At 27.7% G+C, this 26,908-nt stretch carries 23 protein-coding genes; all 23 read left to right on the forward strand.

Annotated features, from left to right (window positions below; translation table 11 throughout):
- The first annotated feature begins 69 nt into the window (after positions 1–69).
- The 23 genes from BSD9I1_RS07930 (at position 70) to pseI (ending at position 26,895) form a co-directional block, all read left to right on the forward strand.
- The gene (locus tag BSD9I1_RS07930; protein ID WP_186429883.1) at positions 70–447 is read left to right on the forward strand and encodes a hypothetical protein; all 378 of its coding nucleotides are present in this window, start codon (positions 70–72) and stop codon (positions 445–447) included.
- A 143-nt stretch (positions 448–590) separates the two neighbouring features.
- A complete protein-coding gene (locus tag BSD9I1_RS07935) occupies positions 591–1,583 on the forward strand; it encodes an SDR family NAD(P)-dependent oxidoreductase (protein ID WP_186429884.1) in 993 nt (330 codons plus the stop codon).
- Positions 1,584–1,640: 57 nt separating this feature from the next.
- Positions 1,641–3,074, forward strand: coding sequence for a mannose-1-phosphate guanylyltransferase/mannose-6-phosphate isomerase (locus BSD9I1_RS07940; RefSeq protein ID WP_186429885.1), 1,434 nt, complete (start codon positions 1,641–1,643; stop codon positions 3,072–3,074).
- A gap of 19 nt (positions 3,075–3,093) precedes the next feature.
- Positions 3,094–4,173 (forward strand): GDP-mannose 4,6-dehydratase, encoded by a 1,080-nt coding sequence (gmd, locus tag BSD9I1_RS07945; RefSeq protein WP_186429886.1) that lies wholly within the window; start codon positions 3,094–3,096, stop codon positions 4,171–4,173.
- 94 nt (positions 4,174–4,267) lie between these two features.
- Entirely contained in the window at positions 4,268–5,194 is a 927-nt protein-coding gene (locus BSD9I1_RS07950) for a GDP-L-fucose synthase (RefSeq protein ID WP_186429887.1), read from the forward strand.
- A 319-nt stretch (positions 5,195–5,513) separates the two neighbouring features.
- Entirely contained in the window at positions 5,514–7,367 is a 1,854-nt protein-coding gene (locus tag BSD9I1_RS07955) for a motility associated factor glycosyltransferase family protein (protein WP_186429888.1), read from the forward strand.
- 53 nt (positions 7,368–7,420) lie between these two features.
- Entirely contained in the window at positions 7,421–9,358 is a 1,938-nt protein-coding gene (locus BSD9I1_RS07960) for a hypothetical protein (RefSeq protein ID WP_186429889.1), read from the forward strand.
- A gap of 106 nt (positions 9,359–9,464) precedes the next feature.
- A complete protein-coding gene (locus BSD9I1_RS07965) occupies positions 9,465–11,135 on the forward strand; it encodes a methyltransferase domain-containing protein (protein ID WP_186429890.1) in 1,671 nt (556 codons plus the stop codon).
- A gap of 279 nt (positions 11,136–11,414) precedes the next feature.
- On the forward strand, positions 11,415–12,884 hold the full coding sequence (locus tag BSD9I1_RS07970) for a hypothetical protein (RefSeq protein WP_186429891.1): 1,470 nt from the start codon (positions 11,415–11,417) through the stop codon (positions 12,882–12,884).
- A gap of 21 nt (positions 12,885–12,905) precedes the next feature.
- A complete protein-coding gene (locus BSD9I1_RS07975; protein ID WP_207653896.1) occupies positions 12,906–13,574 on the forward strand; it encodes a cytidylyltransferase domain-containing protein in 669 nt (222 codons plus the stop codon).
- A 25-nt stretch (positions 13,575–13,599) separates the two neighbouring features.
- Positions 13,600–15,129 (forward strand): nucleoside-diphosphate sugar epimerase/dehydratase, encoded by a 1,530-nt coding sequence (locus BSD9I1_RS07980; RefSeq protein ID WP_186429892.1) that lies wholly within the window; start codon positions 13,600–13,602, stop codon positions 15,127–15,129.
- 22 nt (positions 15,130–15,151) lie between these two features.
- A complete protein-coding gene (locus BSD9I1_RS07985) occupies positions 15,152–16,570 on the forward strand; it encodes a glycosyltransferase family 2 protein (RefSeq protein ID WP_186429893.1) in 1,419 nt (472 codons plus the stop codon).
- Positions 16,571–16,615: 45 nt separating this feature from the next.
- Positions 16,616–17,575 (forward strand): glycosyltransferase family 2 protein, encoded by a 960-nt coding sequence (locus tag BSD9I1_RS07990; RefSeq protein ID WP_186429894.1) that lies wholly within the window; start codon positions 16,616–16,618, stop codon positions 17,573–17,575.
- Complete coding sequence (locus BSD9I1_RS07995) at positions 17,575–18,210, forward strand: cyclase family protein (protein WP_186429895.1); 636 nt, start codon at positions 17,575–17,577, stop codon at positions 18,208–18,210. Before BSD9I1_RS07990 ends, BSD9I1_RS07995 begins: the two co-directional genes overlap by 1 nt.
- 3 nt (positions 18,211–18,213) lie before the next feature.
- Positions 18,214–19,152: an NAD(P)-dependent oxidoreductase gene (locus BSD9I1_RS08000; protein ID WP_186429896.1), complete on the forward strand. Its 939-nt coding sequence runs from the start codon at positions 18,214–18,216 to the stop codon at positions 19,150–19,152.
- Positions 19,153–19,154: 2 nt separating this feature from the next.
- Complete coding sequence (locus BSD9I1_RS08005) at positions 19,155–19,910, forward strand: SDR family NAD(P)-dependent oxidoreductase (protein ID WP_186429897.1); 756 nt, start codon at positions 19,155–19,157, stop codon at positions 19,908–19,910.
- Between the two features lie 38 nt (positions 19,911–19,948).
- Positions 19,949–21,055 carry a glycosyltransferase gene (locus BSD9I1_RS08010; RefSeq protein WP_186429898.1) on the forward strand — a complete coding sequence of 369 codons (1,107 nt, stop codon included), beginning with the start codon at positions 19,949–19,951 and terminating at the stop codon, positions 21,053–21,055.
- An 18-nt stretch (positions 21,056–21,073) separates the two neighbouring features.
- Positions 21,074–22,192, forward strand: coding sequence for a glycosyltransferase (locus tag BSD9I1_RS08015; RefSeq protein WP_186429899.1), 1,119 nt, complete (start codon positions 21,074–21,076; stop codon positions 22,190–22,192).
- A 240-nt stretch (positions 22,193–22,432) separates the two neighbouring features.
- Positions 22,433–23,356 (forward strand): ATP-grasp domain-containing protein, encoded by a 924-nt coding sequence (locus BSD9I1_RS08020; RefSeq protein WP_186429900.1) that lies wholly within the window; start codon positions 22,433–22,435, stop codon positions 23,354–23,356.
- The gene (locus BSD9I1_RS08025; protein ID WP_186429901.1) at positions 23,353–24,024 is read left to right on the forward strand and encodes an HAD family hydrolase; all 672 of its coding nucleotides are present in this window, start codon (positions 23,353–23,355) and stop codon (positions 24,022–24,024) included. The genes BSD9I1_RS08020 and BSD9I1_RS08025 overlap by 4 nt, the downstream gene beginning before the upstream one ends.
- A gap of 21 nt (positions 24,025–24,045) precedes the next feature.
- Positions 24,046–24,768, forward strand: a complete 723-nt coding sequence (locus tag BSD9I1_RS08030; RefSeq protein ID WP_186429902.1) for a cytidylyltransferase domain-containing protein — start codon at positions 24,046–24,048, stop codon at positions 24,766–24,768.
- Positions 24,769–24,791: 23 nt separating this feature from the next.
- Positions 24,792–25,796, forward strand: a complete 1,005-nt coding sequence (locus BSD9I1_RS08035) for a dTDP-glucose 4,6-dehydratase (protein ID WP_186429903.1) — start codon at positions 24,792–24,794, stop codon at positions 25,794–25,796.
- A 46-nt stretch (positions 25,797–25,842) separates the two neighbouring features.
- A complete protein-coding gene (gene pseI / locus BSD9I1_RS08040) occupies positions 25,843–26,895 on the forward strand; it encodes a pseudaminic acid synthase (RefSeq protein ID WP_186429904.1) in 1,053 nt (350 codons plus the stop codon).
- Positions 26,896–26,908 lie beyond the last annotated feature (13 nt).

A 26,908-nucleotide genomic window follows, 5' to 3' on the forward strand; every position in this document is an offset into this window, starting at 1 on the left:
CTTTAATATATAAATAACATTTGTATATTAAGTTACCGAGACAATAAACTAAATATTGGAGGTTAAGACATGAATGTAGAGGATCAAGCAGAAGAATTCTCAAAACAACAGTTTGAAACTCTTCAAACTGCAAATGAATATATAGTAAAACTTGAGGCTGGAATAGTTGAAGGTATAGGAGTGTTTAGAAGTAATGAAGAAGGAAAAGCTGTAGAAATAATTCCTTACATACTGGACGGGGTAGAATGGCTAAGTGATGCTATGAAACTTACAGTTGGTATTCATAAGCAAGAAGTTAATTATGATGAAGTTAGAGAAAAATTGGTAGAGATAATTGATGCATTTAATAATGAAGATTATATTTTAGTTGGAGATTTATTAGAATATGAAATATTACCTGTAATAGGTCAGTGGAAGAGTATAATAAGGAATTCTATAATAAATTAGTGAGAAAGGTCTTATATGTTATGGTCATATAAGACCTTTCTTTCTATATAATCTAGACAAAAAAATTTAAAGATTATGTTTTTCTACACGATAAATAATTAAAAGTAGACAAAAATCAGCACAATTTCTGGAGGAAATAACCAATGAGTTATTTTACTAACAAAAGTATATTAATAATAGGTGGAACAGGAACCATAGGAAATGGTCTAGTAAAAGAACTAATAAAACATAGTCCTAAAGTAATTAGAATATTTAGCCGTGACGAATATAAGCAGTTTTTGATGGAGCAAGAATATAAAAACTCTGCAATGTTTAGGTTTTTAATTGGAGATGTCAGAGATTACGATAGAGTAGAAAGAGCTATGAGTGGAATAGATATAGTATTTAATTTAGCTGCTATGAAACATGTACCAGCTTGTGAATATAATCCAACAGAAGCAATAAAGACAAACATATCAGGAATGGAAAATGTAATTAAAGCAGCAGAATATCATAACGTTGAATGCGTGCTATTTACAAGTTCAGATAAGGCTATAAATCCTACTAATTCTTATGGAGCTACCAAGCTTCTTGCAGAAAAGCTTGTTCAAGCTGCAAACTATAGTAAAGGTAATAAAAGGACAAAATTTGTTGCAGTAAGATTTGGAAATGTTATGGGATCTAGGGGATCAGTAATACCATTATTCAAAAAACAGATAGCTGAGAATAAAATGATTACCGTAACCGATTTTAATATGACTAGATTTATGATGGCTTTAGATGAAGCAGTAAATCTCATTATGTATTCAGCAGAGAACTCAGTAGGAGGAGAACTTTTTATTTTAAAGATGCCAGTAATTAAATTAAAAGATTTAGCTGAAGTTATAATAGAAAGTACTTGTAGCAAACTAAATTTACAATCACAAAAAATAAAAATTCAGTACATAGGGTTAAGGGCTGGTGAGAGAATGTATGAGGAACTGATGACAGAAGAAGAATCACTTAATGCCTATGATTTAGGAAAGATGTATGCGGTGCTTCCAACAGCTTTTTATATAGGAGTCCATGACTATTATAAGAATAAGAAAAAGGCGAAACAAGGAAGCTATAATTCTATGCATATTAAACCTATATTAAAAGAAGAAATTAGGTTGTAAATGTAAATGGTATATTAATTATGATAATTAGTTTAAATTAAAGGACGTGAAGGTCTTATGAATACAGTTAGTTTAATATTAGCAGGTGGTTCAGGGACAAGGCTTTGGCCTGTAAGTCGAAAAAATACACCTAAACAGTTATTGTCTTTAATAGGAAATAGAACACTATTGCAGGAAACTTGCAAGAGATTATGGCCTATAGTGCCGCCGGACAAACAATGGATAATAACAAATAAGGAATTATATAATCCAGTAACAAGTCAAATAAAGATATTAAAAGAGGAATTTCACAAACATATTAAAGATGAGGAATATATATCAATTCTTCAAGAGCCAACAGGTAAAAATACTGCGCCGGCAATTTTTTGGGCAGCTGCAAGATGCAAGGAGCTTTATGGTGAAGATACAATTTTATTAGTATTGCCTTCGGATCATTTAATTATGGGAGAATATGATTTTATTAATACAATAAATATAGGTATAGAAAAGGCAAAGGAAGGCTATCTTGTAACCTTTGGAATTAAGCCAACGCACCCTGAAACAGGTTATGGATATATAAAAGTGGATAAGGAAAAGATTAAATCAAATAAACCTTATTCTATTAATAAATTCGTTGAAAAGCCTGATTATAATACAGCAAAACAATATATTAAAGAAGGTAATTATTTATGGAATAGTGGAATGTTTGCTTTTCATGTAGGAACGCTATTTAAAGAAGGGGAAAGATTGTGTAAAGATGTTTCAAAAATATATAATAAGTATAATTCTCTTGTTATGGAGGAAGTTGCTTGTGCCTACGATGAAGTAGAAGAAGATTCTATTGATTACGCTATCATGGAAAGTACAAATAAAGCATGGGTTGTTCCTGCATCCTTTGGGTGGAATGATATAGGAACATGGAAGAGTTTATTCGAAGTAAGTCAAAAGGATAAAGAAGATAATTTAATTTCAGGTGATCACATTGTAATAGATACAAAAAACAGTCTTATCTATGGAAAAGATAGATTAATAGCTGCTATAGGACTAGAGAATATGGCAATTATTGATACGGATGATGCACTTATGGTATGCCCACTTAGTGAAACTCAAAGGGTTAAGGAAGTTGTTAATAAATTAAAGTTAAAAAATAGTAAAGAATATATAGAGCATAAAACAGTTGAAAGACCTTGGGGAAGCTATAAGATTATAGAAGAAAAATCAGGATATAAAATAAAAAAAATAATAGTAAAACCTAACCAAAAACTTAGTTTACAATTACATTATCATAGAAGTGAACATTGGATTGTTGTAAGTGGTACAGCAAAAATTAAAAATGGAGACAATGAAGAGTTTCTTTATGAAAACCAGTCTACGTATATACCAAAAGGAACCTTACATAGACTTGAAAATCCAGGCTTAATTCCTTTAGAAATTATTGAAGTTCAGTGTGGAGCTTATTTAGAAGAAGATGATATTGTTAGATTTGATGATGAGTATGGAAGAAATATATAGTAAATAGGAGATGAATTTATTGAAAAAAGCACTAATTACAGGGATAACTGGACAAGATGGTTCTTATCTTGCAGAATTTTTACTTTCTAAAGGGTATGAAGTTCATGGCATGATAAGAAGAGCAAGTACTTTTAATACCAAAAGAATAGATCATTTGTTTGAAAATCCCAACATAGGAAATAAAACTTTATTTCTACATCATGGAGATTTAACAGATTCAAGTAACATAAATAGAATGATAGAAAAAATCAAACCAGATGAAATATATAACCTTGGAGCACAAAGCCACGTTCAAGTATCTTTTGAAGTTCCAGAGTATACAGTAGAAACAGATGGAATAGGGACTTTAAGAATTCTAGATGCTATAAAAGAAAGTGGAATAAAAACTAAATATTATCAAGCTTCAACGTCAGAACTTTTTGGAGGGTTACCTGGAACAGCTCCTCAAAATGAAGACACGCCTTTCTATCCAAGAAGTCCTTATGCAGCTGCAAAACTTTATGCTTATTGGATAACTGTCAATTATAGAGAAGCCTATAATATATTTGCTTGCAACGGAATACTCTTTAATCATGAATCCCCAAGAAGAGGAGAAACCTTTGTTACAAGAAAAATAACAAGAGCAGTAGCGAGTATTATAGGGGGAACTCAAGATAAAGTTTCTTTAGGAAACTTAGATGCAAAGCGTGACTGGGGTTTTGCTGGGGACTATGTAGAAGGTATGTGGATGATGCTTCAAAATGATAAACCAAAAGATTATGTATTAGCTACAGGGGAAACTCATACAGTAAGAGAATTTGCTGATTTATCATTTAAAGAAGTAGGAATAGAATTAGAATGGATTGGAAAAGGTATAGATGAAAAAGCCATAGATAAAAGAACAGGAAAAGTACTTGTAGATGTAAATCCAAGATATTTTAGACCAACAGAAGTTGATCTTCTTTTAGGAGATCCATCTAAAGTGGAAAAAGAAATTGGATGGAAAAGAAGGGTGAGTTTTCAAAAATTAGTTAAAATGATGGTAGAATCAGATGTTAAAGATATATGCGGATTTACATCACAGCAATATAAAGAAGTAGCAGCAACAAGCAAGAAATAATAAATGGTTAAACTGTTTAGAAAATGACTATTATTAAGTATAACAGTTTGTAATTAATATTGTTAGGTTTTGTATAAAAATTGGAGATGGAAATATGAAAGAGAGAAGTAAAATTTATGTAGCAGGACACAGAGGACTTGTTGGATCGGCTATAGTTAGAAATTTAAAATCTAAAGGATATAAAAATATAATAGGAAAAACTCATAGTGAGTTAGATTTAACAAATCAAACAAATGTGAGAGAATTTTTCTTGAAGGAAAAACCAGAATATGTTTTTTTAGCAGCAGCTAAAGTTGGAGGTATAAATGCAAATAATACTTATCCAGCAGATTTTATATATGGAAATCTAATGATAGAATGTAATGTAATTAAGGCAGCCTATGATTTTGGAGTAAAGAAACTTATGTTTTTAGGAAGCTCATGCATATATCCTAAAAATTGTCCTCAACCTATAAGGGAAGAATATTTACTTTCAGATTATTTAGAACCTACAAATGAAGCTTATGCTCTTGCAAAAATAGCTGGACTTAAGATGTGCCAGTATTATAATAAACAATATGGTACTAAATTTATCTCTGTTATGCCAACAAATTTATATGGTCCTAATGATGATTATGATTTAGAAAATTCTCATGTGCTACCAGCACTACTTAGAAAATTTCATGAAGCTAAAATAAATAATGAACCTTATGTAGAAGTATGGGGTACAGGAAAACCACTTAGGGAATTTTTACATGTATATGATATGGCAGATGCTTGTGTATTTTTAATGGAGAATTATGAAGGAAATGACTTTTTTAATGTAGGAACGGGAAAAGAAGTTACTATAAAAGAGTTAGCGGAAATGATAAAAGAAGTGGTTGAGTATGAAGGAGAGCTGAGATTTAATATTGATAAACCAGATGGAACTTTAAGAAAATTATTAGATGTAAGCAAACTTGAAAAATTAGGTTGGAAATATAAAATAGAACTTGAAAATGGCATTGAAAATACATATGAAAAATATGTTTTGGATATATAAAGTGTTGTTAAGATTGATAATATAAAAGTAAGCGTTAAATAGTCCCCAGCCAAATAATAGCTGGGGACTATTTAACGTTTACATATCGTATAAGGCTTTTATATAATTTAGGTAAAAAAATATTTTAAAGATTAGTTTTTTTTATACGATAAATAATTAAAAGCAGACAAAATTCAGTACAATTCTTGGATAAAATAGACAATAAGGTACAAAGTACTATAATGAGCAGACATAAAAAGCGATTATAAGTCCATATATAACTTATATGGATTTTATAAGAGATATATTTATATAGTAACATATTGAAATGGGTGATGTTATGAATAAAATAACCAAACAAACAATTGAACTAATAAATGATGTTCAGTTAAATGAAGAATGTAATATAGAAATAAGTAAAGATAACAAATATGTTATGAGAATAAAAAAAGATGATAAATTAAAGTATATAGGAAGCAAATATTCAGTAGAAAGAGATATAGAAAGTTTTTATAAAAACATAGGTGAAATTAATTCTCAAACAATATTTATAATTTTTGGATTAGGTGCTGGAGAACATATTAAACACTTACTGTCTCAATTATCAGAGTATAATAAAGTTTTTATAATAGAGCCTAGTGCAACTATTATAAAAGAAACAATAAAAATAAGTGATTATAGTTTTATACTACAAGATAATAGAGTAGCACTATGCTATTTTGATGACAAAATAAGAAAATATCTAAATGATTTTATTGAAGATCATATGATAGATAATATAAAGATTGCAGTATTTTCAAATTATAATGTGATATTTCAAAATGAATATGAGCTTTTTATTAATGAAGTTAAAAGTGTTAAGAAGACTAAAGAGATGGGAAATAATACCCTGAACACTTTTTCACATGTATTGTTTAATAATTTTATTGAAAATGTATTTACTCTAGACGAATTTTATACTGTTAATTATCTAAAGGATATATATAAAGATAAACCAGCAATTATAGTATCAGCGGGACCATCATTAACTAAAAATGTACATTTACTTAAAGAAGTTCAGGATAAGTTTATAATAATATGCGGACCAAGAACTCTAGGAATATTACTGAAAAATGGTATAAATCCGGATTTTTTGTGTGAAGTAGATCCACAAGAAGAAGTGTACACTTTTGTAAGGGATTATATAGATTTGAAAATACCACTTGTTTTTATGGATTCTGCAAGTAATAAAGTAGTAAAGGAACATAAGGGTACAAAAATAATTGCTGCAAATCAAGGGATGGAAAAGCATTTAGAAGAGATGCTTGGAATTAAGGTGGATTCACTTATCCAAGGGGGATCTGTAGCACATTTTTGTATGGGTTTAGCAGTTTATATGGGCTGCAATACAGTAATATTCATTGGCCAAGATTTAGCATATACTAATGAAAAGTTTCAAGCAGAAGGAACCTATGCAGGAAAGATTGATGAAAAAAAATATAGTTATGAAAATGATAAAGAAAAATGGAGTAAAGATGAAAGCTATAATGTTTATGTGAAGGATATAAATGGGAGTTCGGTTAGGACGAGTATAGTACTCAATTCTTATAGGGAAGAATTTGAGGATATTATACAAGACTGCCAAGCAATAAAATTTATAAATAGCACAGAAGGCGGTGCTCATATAAAAGGTACTGAAGCGATGCCGCTAAAATACTCTATAGATCTATATGCAGTAGAAGCTTTTAATAAAAATTCAAAAGAAGTACTTCCTAAGCCTATAATAATAGATAAAGAACAATTTATAAAAAGAATGCTTAAAATAATAGATAAGCTAGAAATTATAAAAAAAGCTTGCAAAGAAGGATTTCAGTATTCAGAGAAGATGCTTTGCTTTTATAAATATAATAAACCTTGTGACATAAATAAAGTGTTTTCTCAATTAGATAGAATAGATGTTATTATAAACAATAAAGAAGATTTGGGTTTTTTTGCTTATAAATTAGTTGCTGCAATTGAAAGTGTTATGAGAAATGAAGATCTTAAAGAAAAGGAAAATGAAACTGAAAAAGAAATGGGTATAAGATTGTCTAAAAGAAGCTTTGAAATATATGCAGTTGTATCAAATGTAGTAGAGGAGTTTATAGAAACTTTAAAAGAAAAGTTTATATTTGTTCAATGCTTTCAGTTACAGTTAAAAGATAATTTTTATTAAATAGATGGTATTTCTTAATTATAAAGGTTGTGAAAAGAAAGTTAGGTGAAATAGTGAAGAATAAAATAAAAACAGAGCAGCGTTCTTTATTGTGGGATAATTTATTAGAAGATAATTATATAATAAAAAACATTAACTTTAACTATGATATAGATAAAGAATTAAATGAAAGATGTATATATAATATTAGTTCGGAGGGTTGTCTAAATTTTTTTTACGAAATAATCGAAGAAATAACTAAAGATGATTGTAAATTGATAGCCGAAGATATTGTTGAAACAGAACAAAGAGGATTATTACCTAAAATTAATGTTTCTAATAAAATTGAAAAAGAAGATAGATATTCACACTATTTTGTAACAAAAGAAATAGATACTAAGTATCTAATATGTATAAATCATTCAGGTTATGTTGGTCCTTATTATTTTATGCTAGCAAATAAGGAGCATATAGAAAAGTTAGACGAGATTTATGATGAGAAAATAGAGATTAATAAAGGTTTATTAGAAGAAGATAAGATAGATGGATTTATCTCTTATACTTGGAATAATGGTTGTTGGATAAATCAATATAAGAACAATGTAGTTATCGAAAAAAATGAACAAATATATCATGAAAAACCCATAATACAAAAGGTATTAAATGTTAAAGAAAATAAAATGATAATGTTAGATATCAATGGTAAAAAACATATAAAATATATCAAAAATTTAAATTCATTTGAAAAAAGATATATCTTGTTATCGATAAAAACATCAGATATCAATAAGATTGGACTCGACAAATTTATAAAAAACTTATCTTTAGGTAAAAAAGAAGGATATATTTATTTTAAACCAATACAAGTAAAAGTAAAAACTGTACAAGCTTTTATGATTTATTCGGGCAATCCTAACTTACAATATTTTAACAAACGGAAATCTGAATGGGAAAATATAAGGGAAGGCCAAAAACTAGATGTATATGATAACATAAAACTAAGAGTAAAAATGAGTAGTGGAGATAGGATAGAGGATATTGTATTTGTATCACCAAAAGAAAAAAGTTTCAACGGATATAATTTATTGAAAGAAATAAATTTTTCTAATGACTTGGATGTAGAGCTATCAGATAAATTTTATATAGATGAAATGAAATCTTACTTGCAATTTTTGTATGGCATAGATCGAAAAGTTAAATTAGACACCTTAGTTCCACTTGCCAACGTCCATATCAATAAAAATAATATATCTTTTGCACCTACTATTACAGAGAAAGATAACTGGATTAAAAGGAGGGGTATTGCAGATTGTTTATTAAATGAATCTATAGAACCTGAAAAAAGAGAAATAATTATAGTTAATTTTAGTAAAGAAAGAAATGTTAATTTTTTCATACAATTTTTATATGATTCTAGTTATCGTAAAGCTTTAGATGTTTTAAATAGAGATGGATTTTTAAATGAAATCGTTCGTTCAAATGTAAGTCATACGTTATTACATTCATTTAGAAAAGATAAATTGGAATTATATATAGCAAAAGAATTTGATTCTGATGTTCTGGGAATATATAGATTAGAACAAACGGATGATTTTTCATATTTAATTAACTTTAAAGAAGGATACGTTCAATTAAACAAATTTGAAAAACAAGTAGAAAGAATTTATAATGACAAATTAATTCTAAAAGATACGTTACATCTATATATGAGTTGTATAGACTTTGAAGATTTTATATCATCTCAAAGGAAAGCAGAAGTTTCAGAAATTGTTTATGGACTACAGAGTGGATTTGTTTATTTTAAACCTATTAAGATAGTTAACGGTAGTTTTTTTGTGAAAATAAATTCAAAAGGAAATCCAGTACTGCAATATTATTTATATAAAGCAGAAAAATGGATTGATGTAAAGAATGAAATTAATGTGGAGAATATTAAAGAGTTAAGAATGAGAGTGAAAATGAATACCGATGACTTAATATATAATATAGTAATTTTGGAGCATAGAAAGTAAATTGTTAAGTATTTTAATTAGTTTATATTAAAGAGTTAACAAAAATTAATGGATTTTAAAGAAATTGGTTTTATACAATGTAACTGATTGATATTAGGAGGAAAAAATGATTTCAGATCGATTTAAGAATGATGGTATTCCAAGTTGGAATATGAATGAAGTTCAATTAGAGTATAAAAAATTATTAGAATTTAAAATTAATAGTAAAGAATATGAATTAGAAAAAGTTGATAAGTGTATTTGTGGGAGCAATAATTTTGAAGTTTTAAGTGAGAAAGATCGATTTGGGTTAAATTTTACCGCTTGTATATGTAGAAATTGTGGATTAATAACAACATCTCCTAGAATAAAAAATGAATATTTAGATCATTTTTATGAAAATGAATATCAAGGTTTAACATTTGGATTTAAGATTGATAATAAAAAGGTTTATCAGACAGATAAAAGTTTAATGAAGTATAGACTGAACTTTTTAAAGGAACATCTTAATAAACATATTAACTCTATTATTGAAATTGGATGTGGAACAGGTCATAATTTAGTATGTATAAGAAATTTTTTAGCTGAGAATGGGGTAAAGTGTAATGTTTATGGTTGTGATTATTCTATGGAATGTATTTTAACTGGAAAGAATGTATTTAATCTAGATATTTATCAAGGAAATAGTAAAGTTTTAATAGAAAAGGGATTAAAAGCTGATTTAATAATTCTTAGTCATGTGTTTGAGCACTTTACACAGCCTTTAGAGGAAATAAAAATTATTAAAGAATTATTAAATGAAAATGGACTTATATATATTGAAGTGCCAGGTATTAAAAATTTAAAAGAAACTGGTATGTATGAGTATGATATGCTAAAGTATCTTACTTTAGCACACATGTATAATTTTTCGCTAGGAACTTTAGAGAATATAATGAAAATAGCTGGATTTAAACTAGTAAATGGAGATGAGTTTGTACATTCAATTTTTGCATTAAACTTAGAGAGTAATAAAATAGTTTTAAAAAATTATTATGAAGATATTAATAATAATTTGAAAGAACTTGAGAATTATAATGATTTTTATAAACAATTAACGAAAATGTATGCAGAAAAAAACTATAATAATATTATTGGAAAATATATAGGATATAATTTATTAGAGGTATTTTATTATTTATATAAATCTTATTTAGAGATTGGAGATAGTAAAGAAGCATTAAATTATTTAATGAAGTACATTGAAAAGGTAGTAAAGGTTAAAAAAGAAATGAGTATTGAATCATTAAAAAGAGAAGTTAAGGATAATTTTTTTAATGTTGCTTTAAATGATTTGGTTGAATTATTAATAGATTTGGAATATAATGTCGAGGATATTTATCTAAATGCAATATATCGGCTTAGTATAGAATATAAACTAATACGTAAAAAATTATTTAAAAATTTATACTCACAATTTACTTTGAATGAATACCATAAAATTTTAAACTGTGTAAGAATAGATTTACCTGAAACAAACTTTTATTTAGGAAAAACATATAAAATTCTTAAACAAAATACAAATGCAATCAATTATTTTATTAAATATATTAATTGTATAAATAAAGAAAGCTGGGATACAGAACTAGCCGTTTGTTCTAAGGATTTTATAATATCTGCATATTACCACTTAGGGGAACTGTACTTAAGTAAAAACAATAAATTAGAAGCTAAAAAATGTTTTGAAAAATCTATTGAACTTTCTGATAGTATACATATAAAAGCTCAAGAGTATTTGAGAGAAATAGATAATATTTAGTACGTAAAAACATGTTAGAGGGTAGAAAAAGGTATGAATAAAATTCAAGTTCCTTTTTGGAAAAGGCAATGATGGAAATATAAAATAAAAAAATCAGAAGCAATAAAATGCTTTTAAAATTGTATAGAGCTTTGTGGTGGTAATCATAAAAAAGCACATGAATATTTAAATAGTACGTATCAGTAAGACTAGAAAGAAACTATTCATTTAATATAATTATTATGAAAAATAAGAATTATATTAAATGGATAGCAAAAATGAATAAAAGGGGGAGAAAGGTTGCATTATTTATTACCTGAATTGAACCATACAGATAACCAGCAGTATATCATATATGGAACTGGTGAAGCAGCAAAACAGTATTTTTTACAAATAAAGTCACGATATGGAGAAAAATCAGTTAGTTTTTTTCTTGAAACAAATCCTAATAAAAATGAATTTGTGGGAAAGGATGTATTTAGCCCAAGTAAGTTGAAAACTATTGATATAAATCGATATAAGTATATTGTGACTTCATTTGCATCAACACAAATCATGATAGATAAATTAGTTTCATTAGGAATAGATGAAAAAATGATTATAAGACCTATAAAACCACTTTACAATATGACATTAGGTAGAAATATAGATATTGCTAACGATATATGCTTTTATCCTAAGGTTACTGATAAAAAAGTTTTACAAGATTTATTAGTGAGGATAGAATGGTATATACCTAAAACTAAATTTAATAATGTGAAATTATATTTAGCTACTGATATAGATAATGTAGAAAAATTAGAGAATGTTATTTATGTTGATACAGAACAAATTGAAAAAAAAATGTTGAATTGTGACATTATTTTAGTTTGGGATAAAAAGTCTTTAGATGAAACAATCATTGAAGCAAATAAATCAAAAGTATACTGTGTGGATCATATGTTTTATTCAACTGTAGAGTGTCAGACTTATAGAACAATATACTACAATTGTTTAGATAATAATGCTAAAGAATATTTTAATAATTTATCAAAGCTGAATTTTGGTGAGTTAGTTAAAAAGAATAAAAATAAACAAAAGGCCTATTTATTTGGAACGGGACCTTCGCTAGATCAAGCCTATAGATTTGATTATACTAACGGTTTTAATATAGTTTGTAATAGCATAGTTAAAAATCACAGACTACAAAATCATATAAAACCTGACTTGTTGGTCTTTGCAGATCCTGTATTTCATTTTAGTCCTTGTGAATATGCAAGAAAATTTAGAGAAGATGCTTTAGAGTCAATGAAAAAGTATAATGATTTGTATTGCTTGGTGCCAGATTATAATGTTCCTATATTATTAGCTCATTATCCAAATATGAAAGATAAAATTATTGGAATGCCAACTATAAGCAAAGATAAATTCAACTTTCCTAATATAGAGCATTTTTACACTAGAGGCTCATCAAATATATTGACTTTATTTATGATTCCAGTTGCTTCTTCTATAGCGAAAGAAATATATATTTTAGGTTGTGATGGAAGACAAAAAAGTGAAACATACTTTTGGAAACATAGCAAGGATGCTCAGTATGAAGGCTTAATGAAAACTGTTTTTGATATGCATCCATCATTTTTTAGAGATCGTATATACGAAGATTATTATGAAGAACATTGCGAAAATTTAAGAGGATTAATAGAATATGGTGAGGAACAAGAGAAAAAGTATTATTCTTTAACTCCTTCATATATTCCTGTACTAAAAGAACGCATGATTTCTAATTAAGAAATTAAAGGAAGTGATAAATTGAATAAAATAGTAGCTTTAGTGCCAATGAAAGGCCATAGTGAAAGAGTTCCAAATAAAAATATTCGAGATTTTGCAGGAGAACCTCTATTTTTTAAAATTTTAGAATCACTAGAAAAATCAAGATATATTAAAGATATATATATTGATACGGATAGCGATGTTATTCAGGAACTAGCAATTAAAAATTTTGATGTAAAATTTATTAGAAGGCCTAAAGAATTAATCGGGGATTTTATATCTATGAATGATATCATCAATTATGATTTAACACAAATAGATTCCCCATATTACATACAAACACATTCTACTAATCCATTACTAACAACTGAGACAATTGACAAAGTCATAGAGTTTTACTTTGAGAATATTTCTACTTATGATTCGTTGTTTACAGTAACTAGACTGCAAACTAGGTTATTTGATAAAAATCAAAATGCTATTAATCATAATCCAAATGAATTAATAAGAACACAGGATTTATCACCTGTTTTTGAGGAAAATTCGAATATATACATGTTTTCAAAGGATAGCTTTATAAAAAATAAGCAAAGAATTGGAAAGAAACCTTATATGTATGAGTTGGATAAATATGAGGCTATTGATATTGATGACGAATCAGATTTTATTTTAGCAGAGGCATTATATAATTTGAAATCTATAAAATAAGAAAATATAATTTGGAGGACAAAAATTGAAAAATATAAGCTTGAATAAAGAAGAAACTATTACTGTAGCTACATCTATATCCCCTAAAGATATTGAAAATCAAAGAAATGCAATAAATACGTGGATTGAATTAGGTTTTCATGTTGTTTCTCTAAATTGTATTGAAGAATATGAAAAATTAAAGCCATACTTTCCAGATATTGAATTTGTAGTAGTTAAAAGAGATGCTAGAAATGAATATGGTAAACCATATGTGTATTTCGATGATTTTATGGAGTTTTTTAGAAATTGTGATAGTAAAATATGCGGTATTATCAACTCAGATATCTATTTATTTGTTGAGAGCCATATTTTTAAAAACTATATTTATAAGCAGGCAGAAAAGTCAATAATTTTTGGATCGCGAATGGATGTAAAATCATTAGATAGTTTAATCGGAACGATGTTGAATAATGGATTTGATTATTTCTTTTTTGATAGAGAAATTTCATTTTTATATCCTAAAGAAGAGTTTTGTATAGGACAACCAGTATGGGATTATTGGATAATTCTTATACCGATCCTTAATAAAGTGAGAATAAAAAAAATTATTAATCCAATAGCTTACCATATTAAACATCCATTAAACTGGAGCAGTGAAACAGGAGCTAAATTTTTAAAGAGAATACTTAAGAATCACGGAGATAAATTGTCTGAATTCCAAAATGAAATAAAATGGCATAAGCACTTTATTAATTTATTAAAAATTATAAATGATCATTGTGAAGAAATTGTCCTTCATAATAATAATGATAAACAGAGAATTTTAGTTGTGTACGATAATTGTGGAGTAAATATTGAAAAATCTATTACATATAAAAGTATTTTGGAGCAAACATATAATAATTTTAGAATCATCATCGATAAAAGGGAAAATATAGATGCGACTCAATTTGATGAAGAGTTGATATATTTTATAAGAGAAGGTTGTATTTTAAATAAATACTTTTTGACATTTATGAATGATATAATTAAAAAAAATGATTATGCAGTATGTGGAATAAAATTAATAGATAATAATAATGGGTTGAATCAAAGTATTTATCCTGTTAATTTATCTACTATGAATTTTAAAATAAATGAGATAATCGAAGAATGTATAATTTATAGAACTAAATTTTTACAAAGGGTTAATAAGGATTTTAATAATCTAATGAATGGTACGCTATCATTTGTAGGAGATACTTTAGTTCAACTAAGTAATATTGAATATATTTCTAGGAGACTTAACAAAATAAAAAGTTCTAAAATATATATTTATGGTGCTGGGGGACATACCAAAGATTTATTCAATAAAATAGATTTTTCACAATTTAATATATGTGGAATTTTAGATAGCAATAAAAATTTGGAAGGTTTTGGAGTGAATAATTATCCAATATATCATTTCTCTAAAATAAATGAATTGCAAATAGATTATATTCTAATATCTTCTCTATCATATGAAAAAGAGATTTATAATCAACTAAAAGAAAGTTTTCAAGAAGATAAGCTAATAAGGATATACTTTATTTAATAAAACTTATGAGGTGTTAATTATGAGTATATGTGAAACTTGTACAAGTTTAGTAAATGACAATAATCTAAAGAATCCAGTAGTCTCAATTATTATGCCTGTTTACAATGGAGAAAAAGTAATTGCTGATTCTATTAGGTCGGTACAAAACCAATCTTTTAAAAATTGGGAACTCATAATTGTTAATGATAATTCTATTGATAAAACTATAGAAGTTGTTAAGAATATCTCCCAGCAAGACTCAAGAATTAAAATTTATAATAATATAGGTAAAGGTGTATCCTGCGCACGTAACAGGGGATTAGAGCTGGCAAATGGGAAATTTATAACTTTTTTAGATTCGGACGATGTATTTTTTCATAATGCATTAAAAAATCGAGTCGAAGCACTTTTGAAAAATCCGAATTTTAAAGGTGTATATTGTAGGACAGAGTTAGTGGATGACAATTTAAAAAAGCTTGATTGGCAAATGGGAAATCAAACTGAAATTACATTTAGGAATATGAGTAGTAATCCTATTCATTTAAACTCTATTATGGGACAGGCTCAGATATTTAAGTCTATTTGTTTTAAAATAGATTTGCCAAATGGAGAAGATTGGTTATATATTTCGGATATTCTACGTAGTGGAGCAACTTTTTATAGAGTGGATGGCTGTGCTATAGGTTATCGAATTCATAGTGGTTCTACTGTTTGTAATAATTATTTAAAGCATGAGAATAATCTGATACATGTTATAGATAGTATATATAGTGAAAGAGCGGGATTAACCAATGTTTTACCAGAGTTTATTAACGGGCTAACAGAACCTTCAAAAGAAAGCGTATTTTTACATCGACGTATAGGACTTTTAATATGGCTAATTTTAGAACAACGTGCAGAAGATATGGAAATAGCTATCAATGAACTTCATAGATATGATATGCTATCACTATCATCTAATTATATAAGAAATCAAATTAAGTTTCAAATTATGAGATATTATGTTTATAGAGGTTGTGAATTAGAACAAGGTATTGAAAAAGATAGTAAAAAAATATTAAATTTTATTGATAAAAGTAATATTTATAAGGAGTTTCCTGGATTTACGAAAATACTAAGAAAAATCATACTAGATATCTGTGAGTTTGGATATAAAGTAGTAAGATATGATTTACAAGGTTTAAAGGAAGGACAAACTTATTTGTTATATGGAACAGGTAGTATGTCTGAAAGAGTATGTAAAAATATTGAATTGGTTGGTGCAAATATAAAGTTTTTTACTGATTCAAATCCTGAAAAATGGGGCGGAAAATTTAAGGGAAAGAAAGTAATTCCTCCCCATGAAATATTTAAAGTTAGAAATGAATTTGATAAAATAGTTATTGCAAGTTCTTTTAATGATGAGATAGCAGGAAAGCTTTTAAGTCTTGGCTTTAAAGAAAAAATAGATTTTTTATAGAATGATAAAATGATATTTATTAAAAAATTAAGGAGGTGAGCCTTAATGAAAAAGATAGTATCTATCATTATAAGAACTTATAATGAAGAAAAACATATTGATACACTGTTGAACAAAATATATACACAAGATTTCAAAAAAGACATACTTGAGGTAGTTATTGTTGATTCTGGATCTGAAGATAATACATTAGAAATAATAAAGAAATATCCAGTTAAATTAGTTCAGATAACACCTGAAGAGTTCACTTTTGGCTATTCATTAAATGAAGGTATTAAAGTAGCAAGTGGTAAATATATGTTGATGATTAGTGCACATTGCTATCCAATTAATGATAAATGGATTAGCAAAATGATAGAGCCGTTTGAAAAAGATGAGAATATTGCTTTAGTTTATGGGAAACAAAGGGGCTATGATACAACTAAATATTCTGAACATGAAATCTTTAATACTTGGTTTCCTGATAATAAAAATGGGAAACAAAATGATCCTTTTTGCAATAATGCCAATTGTGCCATAAGAAAAAGTCTTTGGGAAACCTATAATTATGATGAAAAATTAACAGGGTTAGAGGATTTAGATTGGGCTAATGTAATATATAAAAAAGGCCATGATCTATACTATCAATCTGAAGCGGGTGTATATCATATTCATGAAGAAAAGTATAAACAAGTATATAATCGATATAAAAGAGAAGCCATTGCACTAAAGAATATATTTCCGGATACAAAATTTAATTTTTATGATTTTATCGCAATGTTTCTTTCTAATCTATTAACTGATTTGTATAGTGCTTTTAAAGAAAATAAATTCAAAGAGTTTTATGGAATTTTCCTATTTAGATTTTGTCAGTTTTGGGGTGCATATAAAGGACATAGATTTAAAAAACAGATTACTTATGAGCTTAAAAAAAGATTCTATTACCCAAGGAAGTTTAAAACTGATAATAAAGAGGATTACATTGCACCAGTAAAATTTATTGTTAAATTAAAGAGGGATAACTAATGATTCAACTTATAGATATTAGCTTAAAAGTGGGAGATACAATACCAATTTGGCCAAATATGCCTGCTCCTAAAATAGGCAAATTGAAGGATATACTCAATGGAGATGAAGTAACAAATAGTTGTTTATATACAGATATACATTGTGGGACACATATAGATGCTCCAGCTCATCATATACCTAATGGTAAATTGGTAGAAGATATACAATTACAATTATGTACTGGAAAAGTATTTGTTATAGAAATTACAGATGATGTGATTAATAAAGAAATAATTAACACATATAAAAATGTTTTTTGTGAATATAAAAAGGTTTTATTTAAAACTAAGAACTCAACACTATTGAATAATAAATTTGATGAAAATTATGTTGCATTTGATATGTCAGGTGCAGATGAAATTTCAAAGTACAATATGGAACTTTTGGGAATAGACTATTTGTCGATACAAAAGTTTGGAAAAGAATATAATACCGTACATAAAATTTTATTGGAAAAAGATATTGTATTGCTTGAAGGATTAGATTTAAGAAATGTTGAAAGTGGAGAATATGAACTTTATGCTTTTCCTATCAATATTTCTAATTCTGAAGGAGCACCAGTAAGGGCAGTATTAAAAAGGGAGAGTGAATAAAATATGAAATGGAAAGTTTTGGTTACAGCACCATATATGCAAAAAGAAATTGATAGGTTCGAAGAATTTTTTAAAGAAAATGAAATTGAAATAGATGTACCTTTGGTAGAAGAAAGAATGGAAGAAGCTCAATTAATAGATATTATAGAGAAATACGATGGAGTTATTTCAGGTGATGATAGATTCACAGAAAAGGTATTTGCAAAGGCAAAAAAATTAAAGGTTATCTCTAAATGGGGTACAGGAATAGATTCTATTGACAGAAATGCAGCTAAAACATATGGGGTTAAGGTTTGTAATACACCCGATGCGTTTTCACACCCAGTTGCAGATACAGTCATGGCGATGATATTAAGTTTTTCTAGAACTATTATACCTTCAGATAAGGCAATGAAGAATAGAGAGTGGATTAAAATAAAAGGGAAAGCACTTTCTGAACAAACAATAGGTATTATTGGAATGGGCAATATTGGTATGCGTGTAGCGAGAAGAGCTCAGGCTTTTGGCATGAAAATAATATCAAATGATATTAGAGAAATTAGCAATGCTGTTAAAGAACAATATGATATTGAAGAGGTTTCAAAGGAAGAGTTATATAAAAGAGCAGATTATATTACTTTAAATTGTGATTTAAATGAAACATCTTATCATCTATTGACAGAAAAAGAATTTGCAAAAATGGAAAGAAAACCAATAATTATTAATACTGCAAGAGGACCAATAATTAAAGAAAAGGATCTAGTTGAAGCATTAAAAAATAATATGGTTAGTGGAGCAGGGTTGGATGTTTTTGAATTTGAACCTCTTCCAAAGGATAGTCCATTAAGAAGTATGGAAAATGTTATTTTATCATCCCATAATTCCAATAGTAGTCCAAAATATTGGGAAAAAGTACATCAAAATACTTTAAATAACTTGTTAAAAGGCTTATTGGAGAAATAATTATGAAGAAAACAGTTTTAATTACAGGAGTTTTTGGTGGTATAGGCTATGCCACTGCAAAAGTATTTCATCAAAACGGATGGAAGGTTATTGGAGTTGATAGAAAAAAAAGTGAAGATAAAGAAAATGTTATTGACTTATACATAGAGCAAGATCTTTGTAAGCCGGAACAAGTTAATTATATTTTTGATAAGATAGCCGTTAACTATGGACGATTAGATTGCTTAGTGAATAATGCTGCTATTCAAGTATGCAAAAGCATAATAGAAACTACTGAAGAAGAATGGGATAGTGTTTTTGCAACAAATATGAAATCTATATTTTTAACTGTAAAAAATTCATATAACCTTTTAAGAGAAACCAGAGGAGCAATTGTTAATATTAGTTCTGTACATGCAATTGCTACTTCTAAAGATATTTCGGCCTATGCAGCATCAAAAGGAGCAATATTAGCATTTACAAGAGCAACAGCATTAGAATTTTCAGATGTTGGTATTAGAGTAAATGCTGTTTTGCCTGGAGCTATTGACACACAAATGTTAAGAGAAGGGCTATCTAGAGATCATGGTATAGGTGGAGACATACATGAAAGAATTGAAAATTTAGGTTTGAAACATCCGTCTAAAAAGATTGGCGATCCAGAAGAAATTGGGAAAACTATATACTTTTTAGCTGATAATAATCAGTCATCTTTTATAACAGGTCAAGCTTTAATTGCTGATGGAGGAGCACTTGCTCAGCTAAGTACAGAAACATAGATTACTAAATAAAATAAAATGAAAGTGAAAATCTAAAAATGGTAAGATGTCTTAAAATAACAATTATTACTGCTTGTTATAATTCAGAAAAGTCTATAGAAAAAACAATAAAAAGTGTCCTAAATCAAAAATATCAATATATTGAGTATATAATTATTGATGGTAACTCAACAGATAATACTATGAATATAGTCAATAAATATAAAGATGAGATTGATATAATAGTATCAGAAAAAGACGATGGAATTTATAATGCATACAACAAAGGAATAAAGTTATCAACAGGAAGTGTAATATACTTTTTAAATTCTGATGACTATTTATACAATGAAAATATTATAGGAGAAATTGGAGAACTTTTTATTAATAATGATGAAATCAAAATGATATATGGAAATGTCTTATCTGTAGATAATAAAAGTAAGTTTCAATATGAATTAGGAAGAAAGGTAACGTTAAATGATTTAAAGGAATGCAAAATGATACCCCATCAAGGTATATTTGCAAAAAAGCAACTATTTGAAATGTATGATTTATTTAGTGAAAGTTACAAAATATGTAGTGATTTTGACTTTGTGGTTAAATGTTTTAAAGATAATGAGAAAGATATCAAGTATATAAACAAAATAGTGGCGGTATATAGTCAAGGTGGAATTAGTACAAGACCAGAGAATGCAAGATTATTAAAGAAAGAATTTAATGATATAGTAAATAAGCATTTTGGTGTCTTGGACATAACTAGTGATGAAGAAAATTTAGATATTAACGCATTATATAAGGAATGGTTAGAGATCCTTTTATTAAATAATAAGGGTATTTCTAGTGTACTTACAGTATATGAAATAAAAAATGTAGCTATTTTTGGTGCTATGAAAACAGGATTGTACTTATTAAGTGATTTAAAGAAAGAAAATATCAATGTAATTAATTTTATAGATAATAATGTTAATATGCAGGGAAAAAAAATTGCAGAGATAGAGATAGTATCAATGGATTCTATAAAAAATAGAAAAATAGATGCTATATTAGTATCTATTGAAGGTGTTCACGACACAACAATCATTAAACAAATAAAAAAAATGGTTGGAAAAGGCATTAAGGTATTTTCATGGAAAGACTTGATTAGAATATACAAAGAAAATTAATTTATAAGGGGCTAACATATGGTTAGTATTATAATTCCAGTTTTTAATGGAGAGAAATTTATAAGTGATGCAATAAGAAGTGTATTAAACCAAACATATAAAAATATTGAAATAATAGTAATCGATGATGGTTCTATAGACAAAACTGCAGATATTGTAAAAAACTTTGATAAAATAAGATATATTTATCAGAATAATAAGGGGCCGGCAGCAAGCAGGAACTTAGGGATGGCTTTATCAAAAGGTGAGTATATAGCATTTTTAGATGCAGATGATTTGTATGAACCAGAAAAGATTCAAAAGCAGATGGAAATCTTAGAAAAATACAAAGAAATTGATGTTGTTTATAATGATATGAAGCTAGTGGATGAAAATTTACAATTTATAAAATATATTAATAGCGATTATGTAATAGAAGATGGAAAAAGCTTTTTAGCTATGCTTTTATTTAGACAAATAGTACCGATACCTCCTTCAATAATGATGCGTAGGAAATGTTATGATGAAGGAATTAAGTATGATGAGAAATTAATACATGCTGAAGATTATGAATTTATTATTAGATTAGGTGAAAAACATCAATTTAAATATTTACAGGAACCTTTATACATATATAGAAGGCATGAAGAAAATTTAACAAATAAACATGAAAGTCAAGTAAAAGCAGAAATAAATATAGTAAAATCATTAGGAATAGAAAAAATTAAAAACATAGTAAAAGATTCTGACTTCAATTACTATAATAAAAACATGTTATTAGCAAAAATATATATAAAAATAGAAGAATTTAAGTTATCAAAAGAAATATTAATAAATCTTTCGGAACATTATAATGATAAATTCATATGGTTTTATCTAGGAAATTGTTTTTATAATGAAGATGAATATGAGAAAGCATCAGACTGTTATAAAAAGGCTTTAGAAATTGATATGGATATGGTAGAGGCGCATAACAATTTAGGATGTGCCTATGCTTTAAGTGATAAATTACTTGCTAAACATATGTTCCAAAAAGCTTTGAAAATTAAAAGTGAATATATGGACGCAGTTTTTAATGTTAATCAAATTAATTGTGGAAGAAATGAGTTTAAAAGTACGAAAAGGGAATTAAGAAGAGTACTTATGGAGTATAGGTAATAGCCTGTTGTATTTAGAATGGATCGTGTTATTCATTGCTATTCTTCTTAATTCATCTATTAGTGTTTACTGAAATTAAAGGATATATCAAAAGCACGATCTATTATTAAATTGGAGGAAAACTTATACTAATGGAAAAATTTTCAATAAAATTATTGAGCTAATTTATATAATATAGAATAAAGGAGTTATTATTAAGTGAATGCTTAATAAGTTTCTATTATAGAAAGAGGCAAGAATATGAAAATATTACTCACAGCCATAGGTAAAAGAATACAACTTATTAAATATTTAAAAAAATCTTGCAAAGTTTTTGGCACAGATTGCGGTGAAGTGGCACCAGCAATTTATTTTGTAGACAAGTTTTTCAAAGTTCCAAAGTATAATGAACATGGATATATAGATAGTTTAATTAATATATGTATAGAAGAAAATATAGATATGGTTATACCTTTATATGAGAAAGAATATAAACTTTTATGTGAAAATAGATATAAATTTACTGAAGTTGGAACAAAGTTATTATTAAGTGACTTAGAGGTAATAAATACCTTTAATGACAAATATAAAACCTATGAATTTTTTAAAGAAAATAATATAAATACTCCAAAGTCATATATTAAAGGTAATTTACCTAATAATATAAAATATCCACTTATAATAAAGCCTATAGATGGAATGGGTAGCAGTAATGTATTTAAAGTTAAAAATGAAAAGGAATTATCATTTTTTATAGATTATGTAGAAAATCCTATAATCCAAGAGTACATAGAAGGTACGGAATATACTATAGATGTATTATGTGACTTTAGTGGAAGAGTAATTTCGTCAGTTCCAAGGGAGCGTTTAGAAGTACGTTCTGGAGAAGTATCTAAAAGTAGAACTGTAAAGAACTTTAAAATAATAGATGCTGTTTTAGATTTATGTTCTAAGACAAAGTTTATAGGACCTATAACTATTCAATGCATTGTGAGTTCAAACAAAGAAATTAAATTTATAGAGGTAAACCCTAGATTTGGTGGAGGAGTTCCGTTAAGTTTTGAAGCTGGGGTGGACTATGGAAAGCATTTTGAGATTATGTGCAAGGGAGAAGAAATAAGTCCTACTATTGGTGAGTTTAAAGAAATAACTATGTTAAGATATGACGAGGCGGTATTCATATGATACAATTAGTAGCTTTTGATTTAGACGATACACTTTATAACGAAAAGGATTTTGTATTTGGAGCTTTTAAAGAAGTATCTGAATATCTTTCTGCCAAATATAATTTAAATTCAGAAGATGTCTATATAGATATGATAAATATATTACAAAGTCATGGCAGAGGTAAAATATTTAATATAATATGCGATAATTATAATATAAATGAAGATATAAAAGCTTTGGTTCAGGTGTATAGAAACGCCAAACCAAAGCTAAAATTATATGAGGATAGTGTAGAGATATTAAATAAGTTAAAGTATAATTATAAATTGGGACTTATAACTGATGGCTTAGGCTATGTTCAGTGGAATAAGATAAAGCTATTAGAAGTAGAGAAGTATTTTGACAACATTATTGTAACGGATGATTTAGGGAGAGAGTATTGGAAGCCTCATATTATGTCTTTTAAAAATATGGCTGAAAAATTTAATTTTTTACCTAGTGAATGTGTATATATAGGGGACAATCCTAATAAGGATTTTTATGGAGCTAAAAAGCTTGGGTATAAGACTATAAGATTAATTCGAGAAGCTGGAGATCACATTCATGTAAGGCTTGACTCGGAATATGAAGCTGATTATGAGGTAAGTAGTTTAAATGAAATAATATCTATAATTGAAGAAATTTGATTTTAAAGTTGGGGTGAAGACATGAAAGTACTAGCAATTATTCAAGCTAGAATGGGTTCTGAAAGACTGCCGGGTAAGGTTATAAAACCTATTATAGGAAAACCTTTAATAATACATACCCTAGATAGATTAAAGAAAAGTAAGTATATAGATGAAGTTATTTTAGCTACTTCTAACTTAGACAAAGATAATATCCTAGAATCTACAGTAAAAAACTATGGATATGAAGTCTTTAGGGGAAGTGAAGATGATGTGCTACAAAGATATAAGGCTGCAGCGGATAAGTATAATGGAGATGTAATAATAAGAATTACTGGAGATTGTCCTTTCATTGATCCTATAATAGTAGATAATGTAGTAAGCTATTTTTTAATGAATGACTTTGATTATGTAAGATTAGATGTTCCAGATACATTTATAAGAGGATTTGATGTGGAAGTGTTTTCAAAGGAAGCTTTAGATAAAACAATTAGCCTTGCCGATGAAGAAAAGTATAGGGAACATGTAACATTATATATGTATAATCATCCTGAAGACTTTAAAATTGGCTATGTTAAAGGAAGTGATCTTTACAATAAAGATTATAGGTTATGTGTTGATACAGAAAGCGATTTTAAATTAGTGAAATTAATATATGAACATTTTAATGATGAAAATGTGTCAGCTAAAGATATAGTTAAATTTTTAGATGAAAATAAAAAAATTGCAGATATAAATAAAGAAGTAATGCAAAAGAAGATTTAATCAAATATAAAGGACGTGATGATATGAACATTTTAGTTACTGGTGGAGCAGGCTTTATTGGAAGATGGGTAGTTAAAAAGCTTTTAGAAGATAATCATAAAGTAGCAGCTTTAGATAATTTATCTAATGGAAGTTTAAAAAACATTGAAGAGTTTATTAATGATGATAACTTCACCTTTGTACAAGGAGATATAAAAGATAATGTGCTTTTAAAGAACTTATTTAAAGAAAATAAGTTCGATATAATATATCACCTAGCTGCTTCAATTATTGTACAGGACAGTATTGATGATCCTGAAACTACTTTTTATAATGATACGATTGGAACTTTTAATATACTAGAAAGAGCAAGAATGCAAATGTTTGGTGAAAGTGCAAAAATGCAGGGAGATAAGTGGATTTGTGATAATGCTGAAGGAACACATCCTTGTAAAGTAGTTTTTATGAGCACCTGTATGGTATATGATAAGGCAGGAGAAGAAGGAATTGATGAGTTTCATCCTACTAAACCAATATCACCCTATGGAGCAAGTAAAATTGCAGCTGAAAATTTAGTGCTATCTTATTATTATACATATAAACTGCCTACAGTAGTTATAAGACCTTTTAATACTTATGGCCCATTACAAAAGACTAACGGAGAAGGCGGAGTTATTGCCATTTTTATAAATAAAGCTTTAAAAGGAGAAGAACTGAATATTTATGGAACTGGAAAGCAAACAAGAGATTTATTATATGTAAAAGATTGCGCTAGATTTGTAATAATGTCTGGATTTAACGGTAGGGTTAATGGGGAAATAGTTAACGCTGGTACTGGACGAGATGTTACTATAAATGAATTAGCGAGTGTTATATCAAGAGGAAGAAGTAGCATAAAGCATGTTGATCATATTCATCCTCAAAGTGAAATAATGAAGTTAAAATGTAATTATGCCAAAGCTAAAGAAATCGCAGGTTGGGAACCTGAATATAGTCTTGAAGAGGGAATTAATGAAACCGAAGAATGGATAAAAGGCTGTCTTAATTAAAGCAGTCAGGTATTATATAAACGTTAGATAAAAAGGAGTAAAATTCATGAATCATACAATAAAAATTGGAGATAAAGTAATAGGAGGAAATAACCCTGCTTTTATAATAGCTGAAATGTCTGCAAATCATCTTCAAAGTTTTGATAATGCAGTGAAAATTATCAAAGAAGCAAAAAGAGCAGGTGCTGATGCTATAAAGCTTCAAACGTATACTCCAGATACCATAACTATAGATTGTGATAATGAGTATTTTCAAATTAAACAAGATACAATTTGGGATGGAACCACCTTGCATAAACTTTACCAAACTGCTTATACTCCATGGAAATGGCAGCCAAAGCTTAAAAAGATAGCTGAAGAAGAAGGATTAATATGTTTTTCATCTCCTTTTGATAAAACAGCTGTAGATTTTTTAGAGGATATGAATGTTCCAGCTTATAAAATAGCATCCTTTGAAATTACCGATATTCCTTTTATTGAGTACATAGCATCTAAAGGAAAGCCAATTATCATTTCTACGGGGATAGCTACTCTTTCAGATATAGAGGAAGCTGTAAATGCTTGCAAGAGAATGGGAAATGAACAGGTTGCGTTATTAAAGTGTACCAGTGCATATCCCTCCCCTCTTGAGGATATAAATTTAAATACTATGCCTAATATAAGAGAAACCTTTAAGACAATTGTTGGTTTATCTGATCACACTTTAGGTCATTCCGTTGCAGTAGGAGCGGTTGCTTTAGGAGCTAAGATAGTTGAAAAACACTTTACTTTAAGTAGAGCTGACGGTGGGCCAGATGCAGCTTTTTCTATGGAACCAGATGAATTTAAGAATATGGTTAACTCTATAAGGGAAATTGAAAAAGCTCTAGGTGAGGTAAACTACGATTTGACATATAAAATGAGAAGAAGCAGGGAACACTCTAGATCATTGTTTATAGTTAAAGATATAAAAGCTGGAGAAGAACTTAATGAAGAAAATGTAAAATCTATAAGACCGGGCTTTGGAATGCATCCAAGGTATTATAATGATATACTAGGCAAAAAGGTAAAAATGGATATAAAAAAAGGGGCTCCATTAAGTTGGAATTTAATTTTATAATAAGGTGAATGTA

The sequence above is a fragment of the Clostridium sp. BSD9I1 genome (assembly GCF_900185645.1).
Classification (GTDB): Bacteria; Bacillota; Clostridia; order Clostridiales; family Clostridiaceae; genus Clostridium_AK.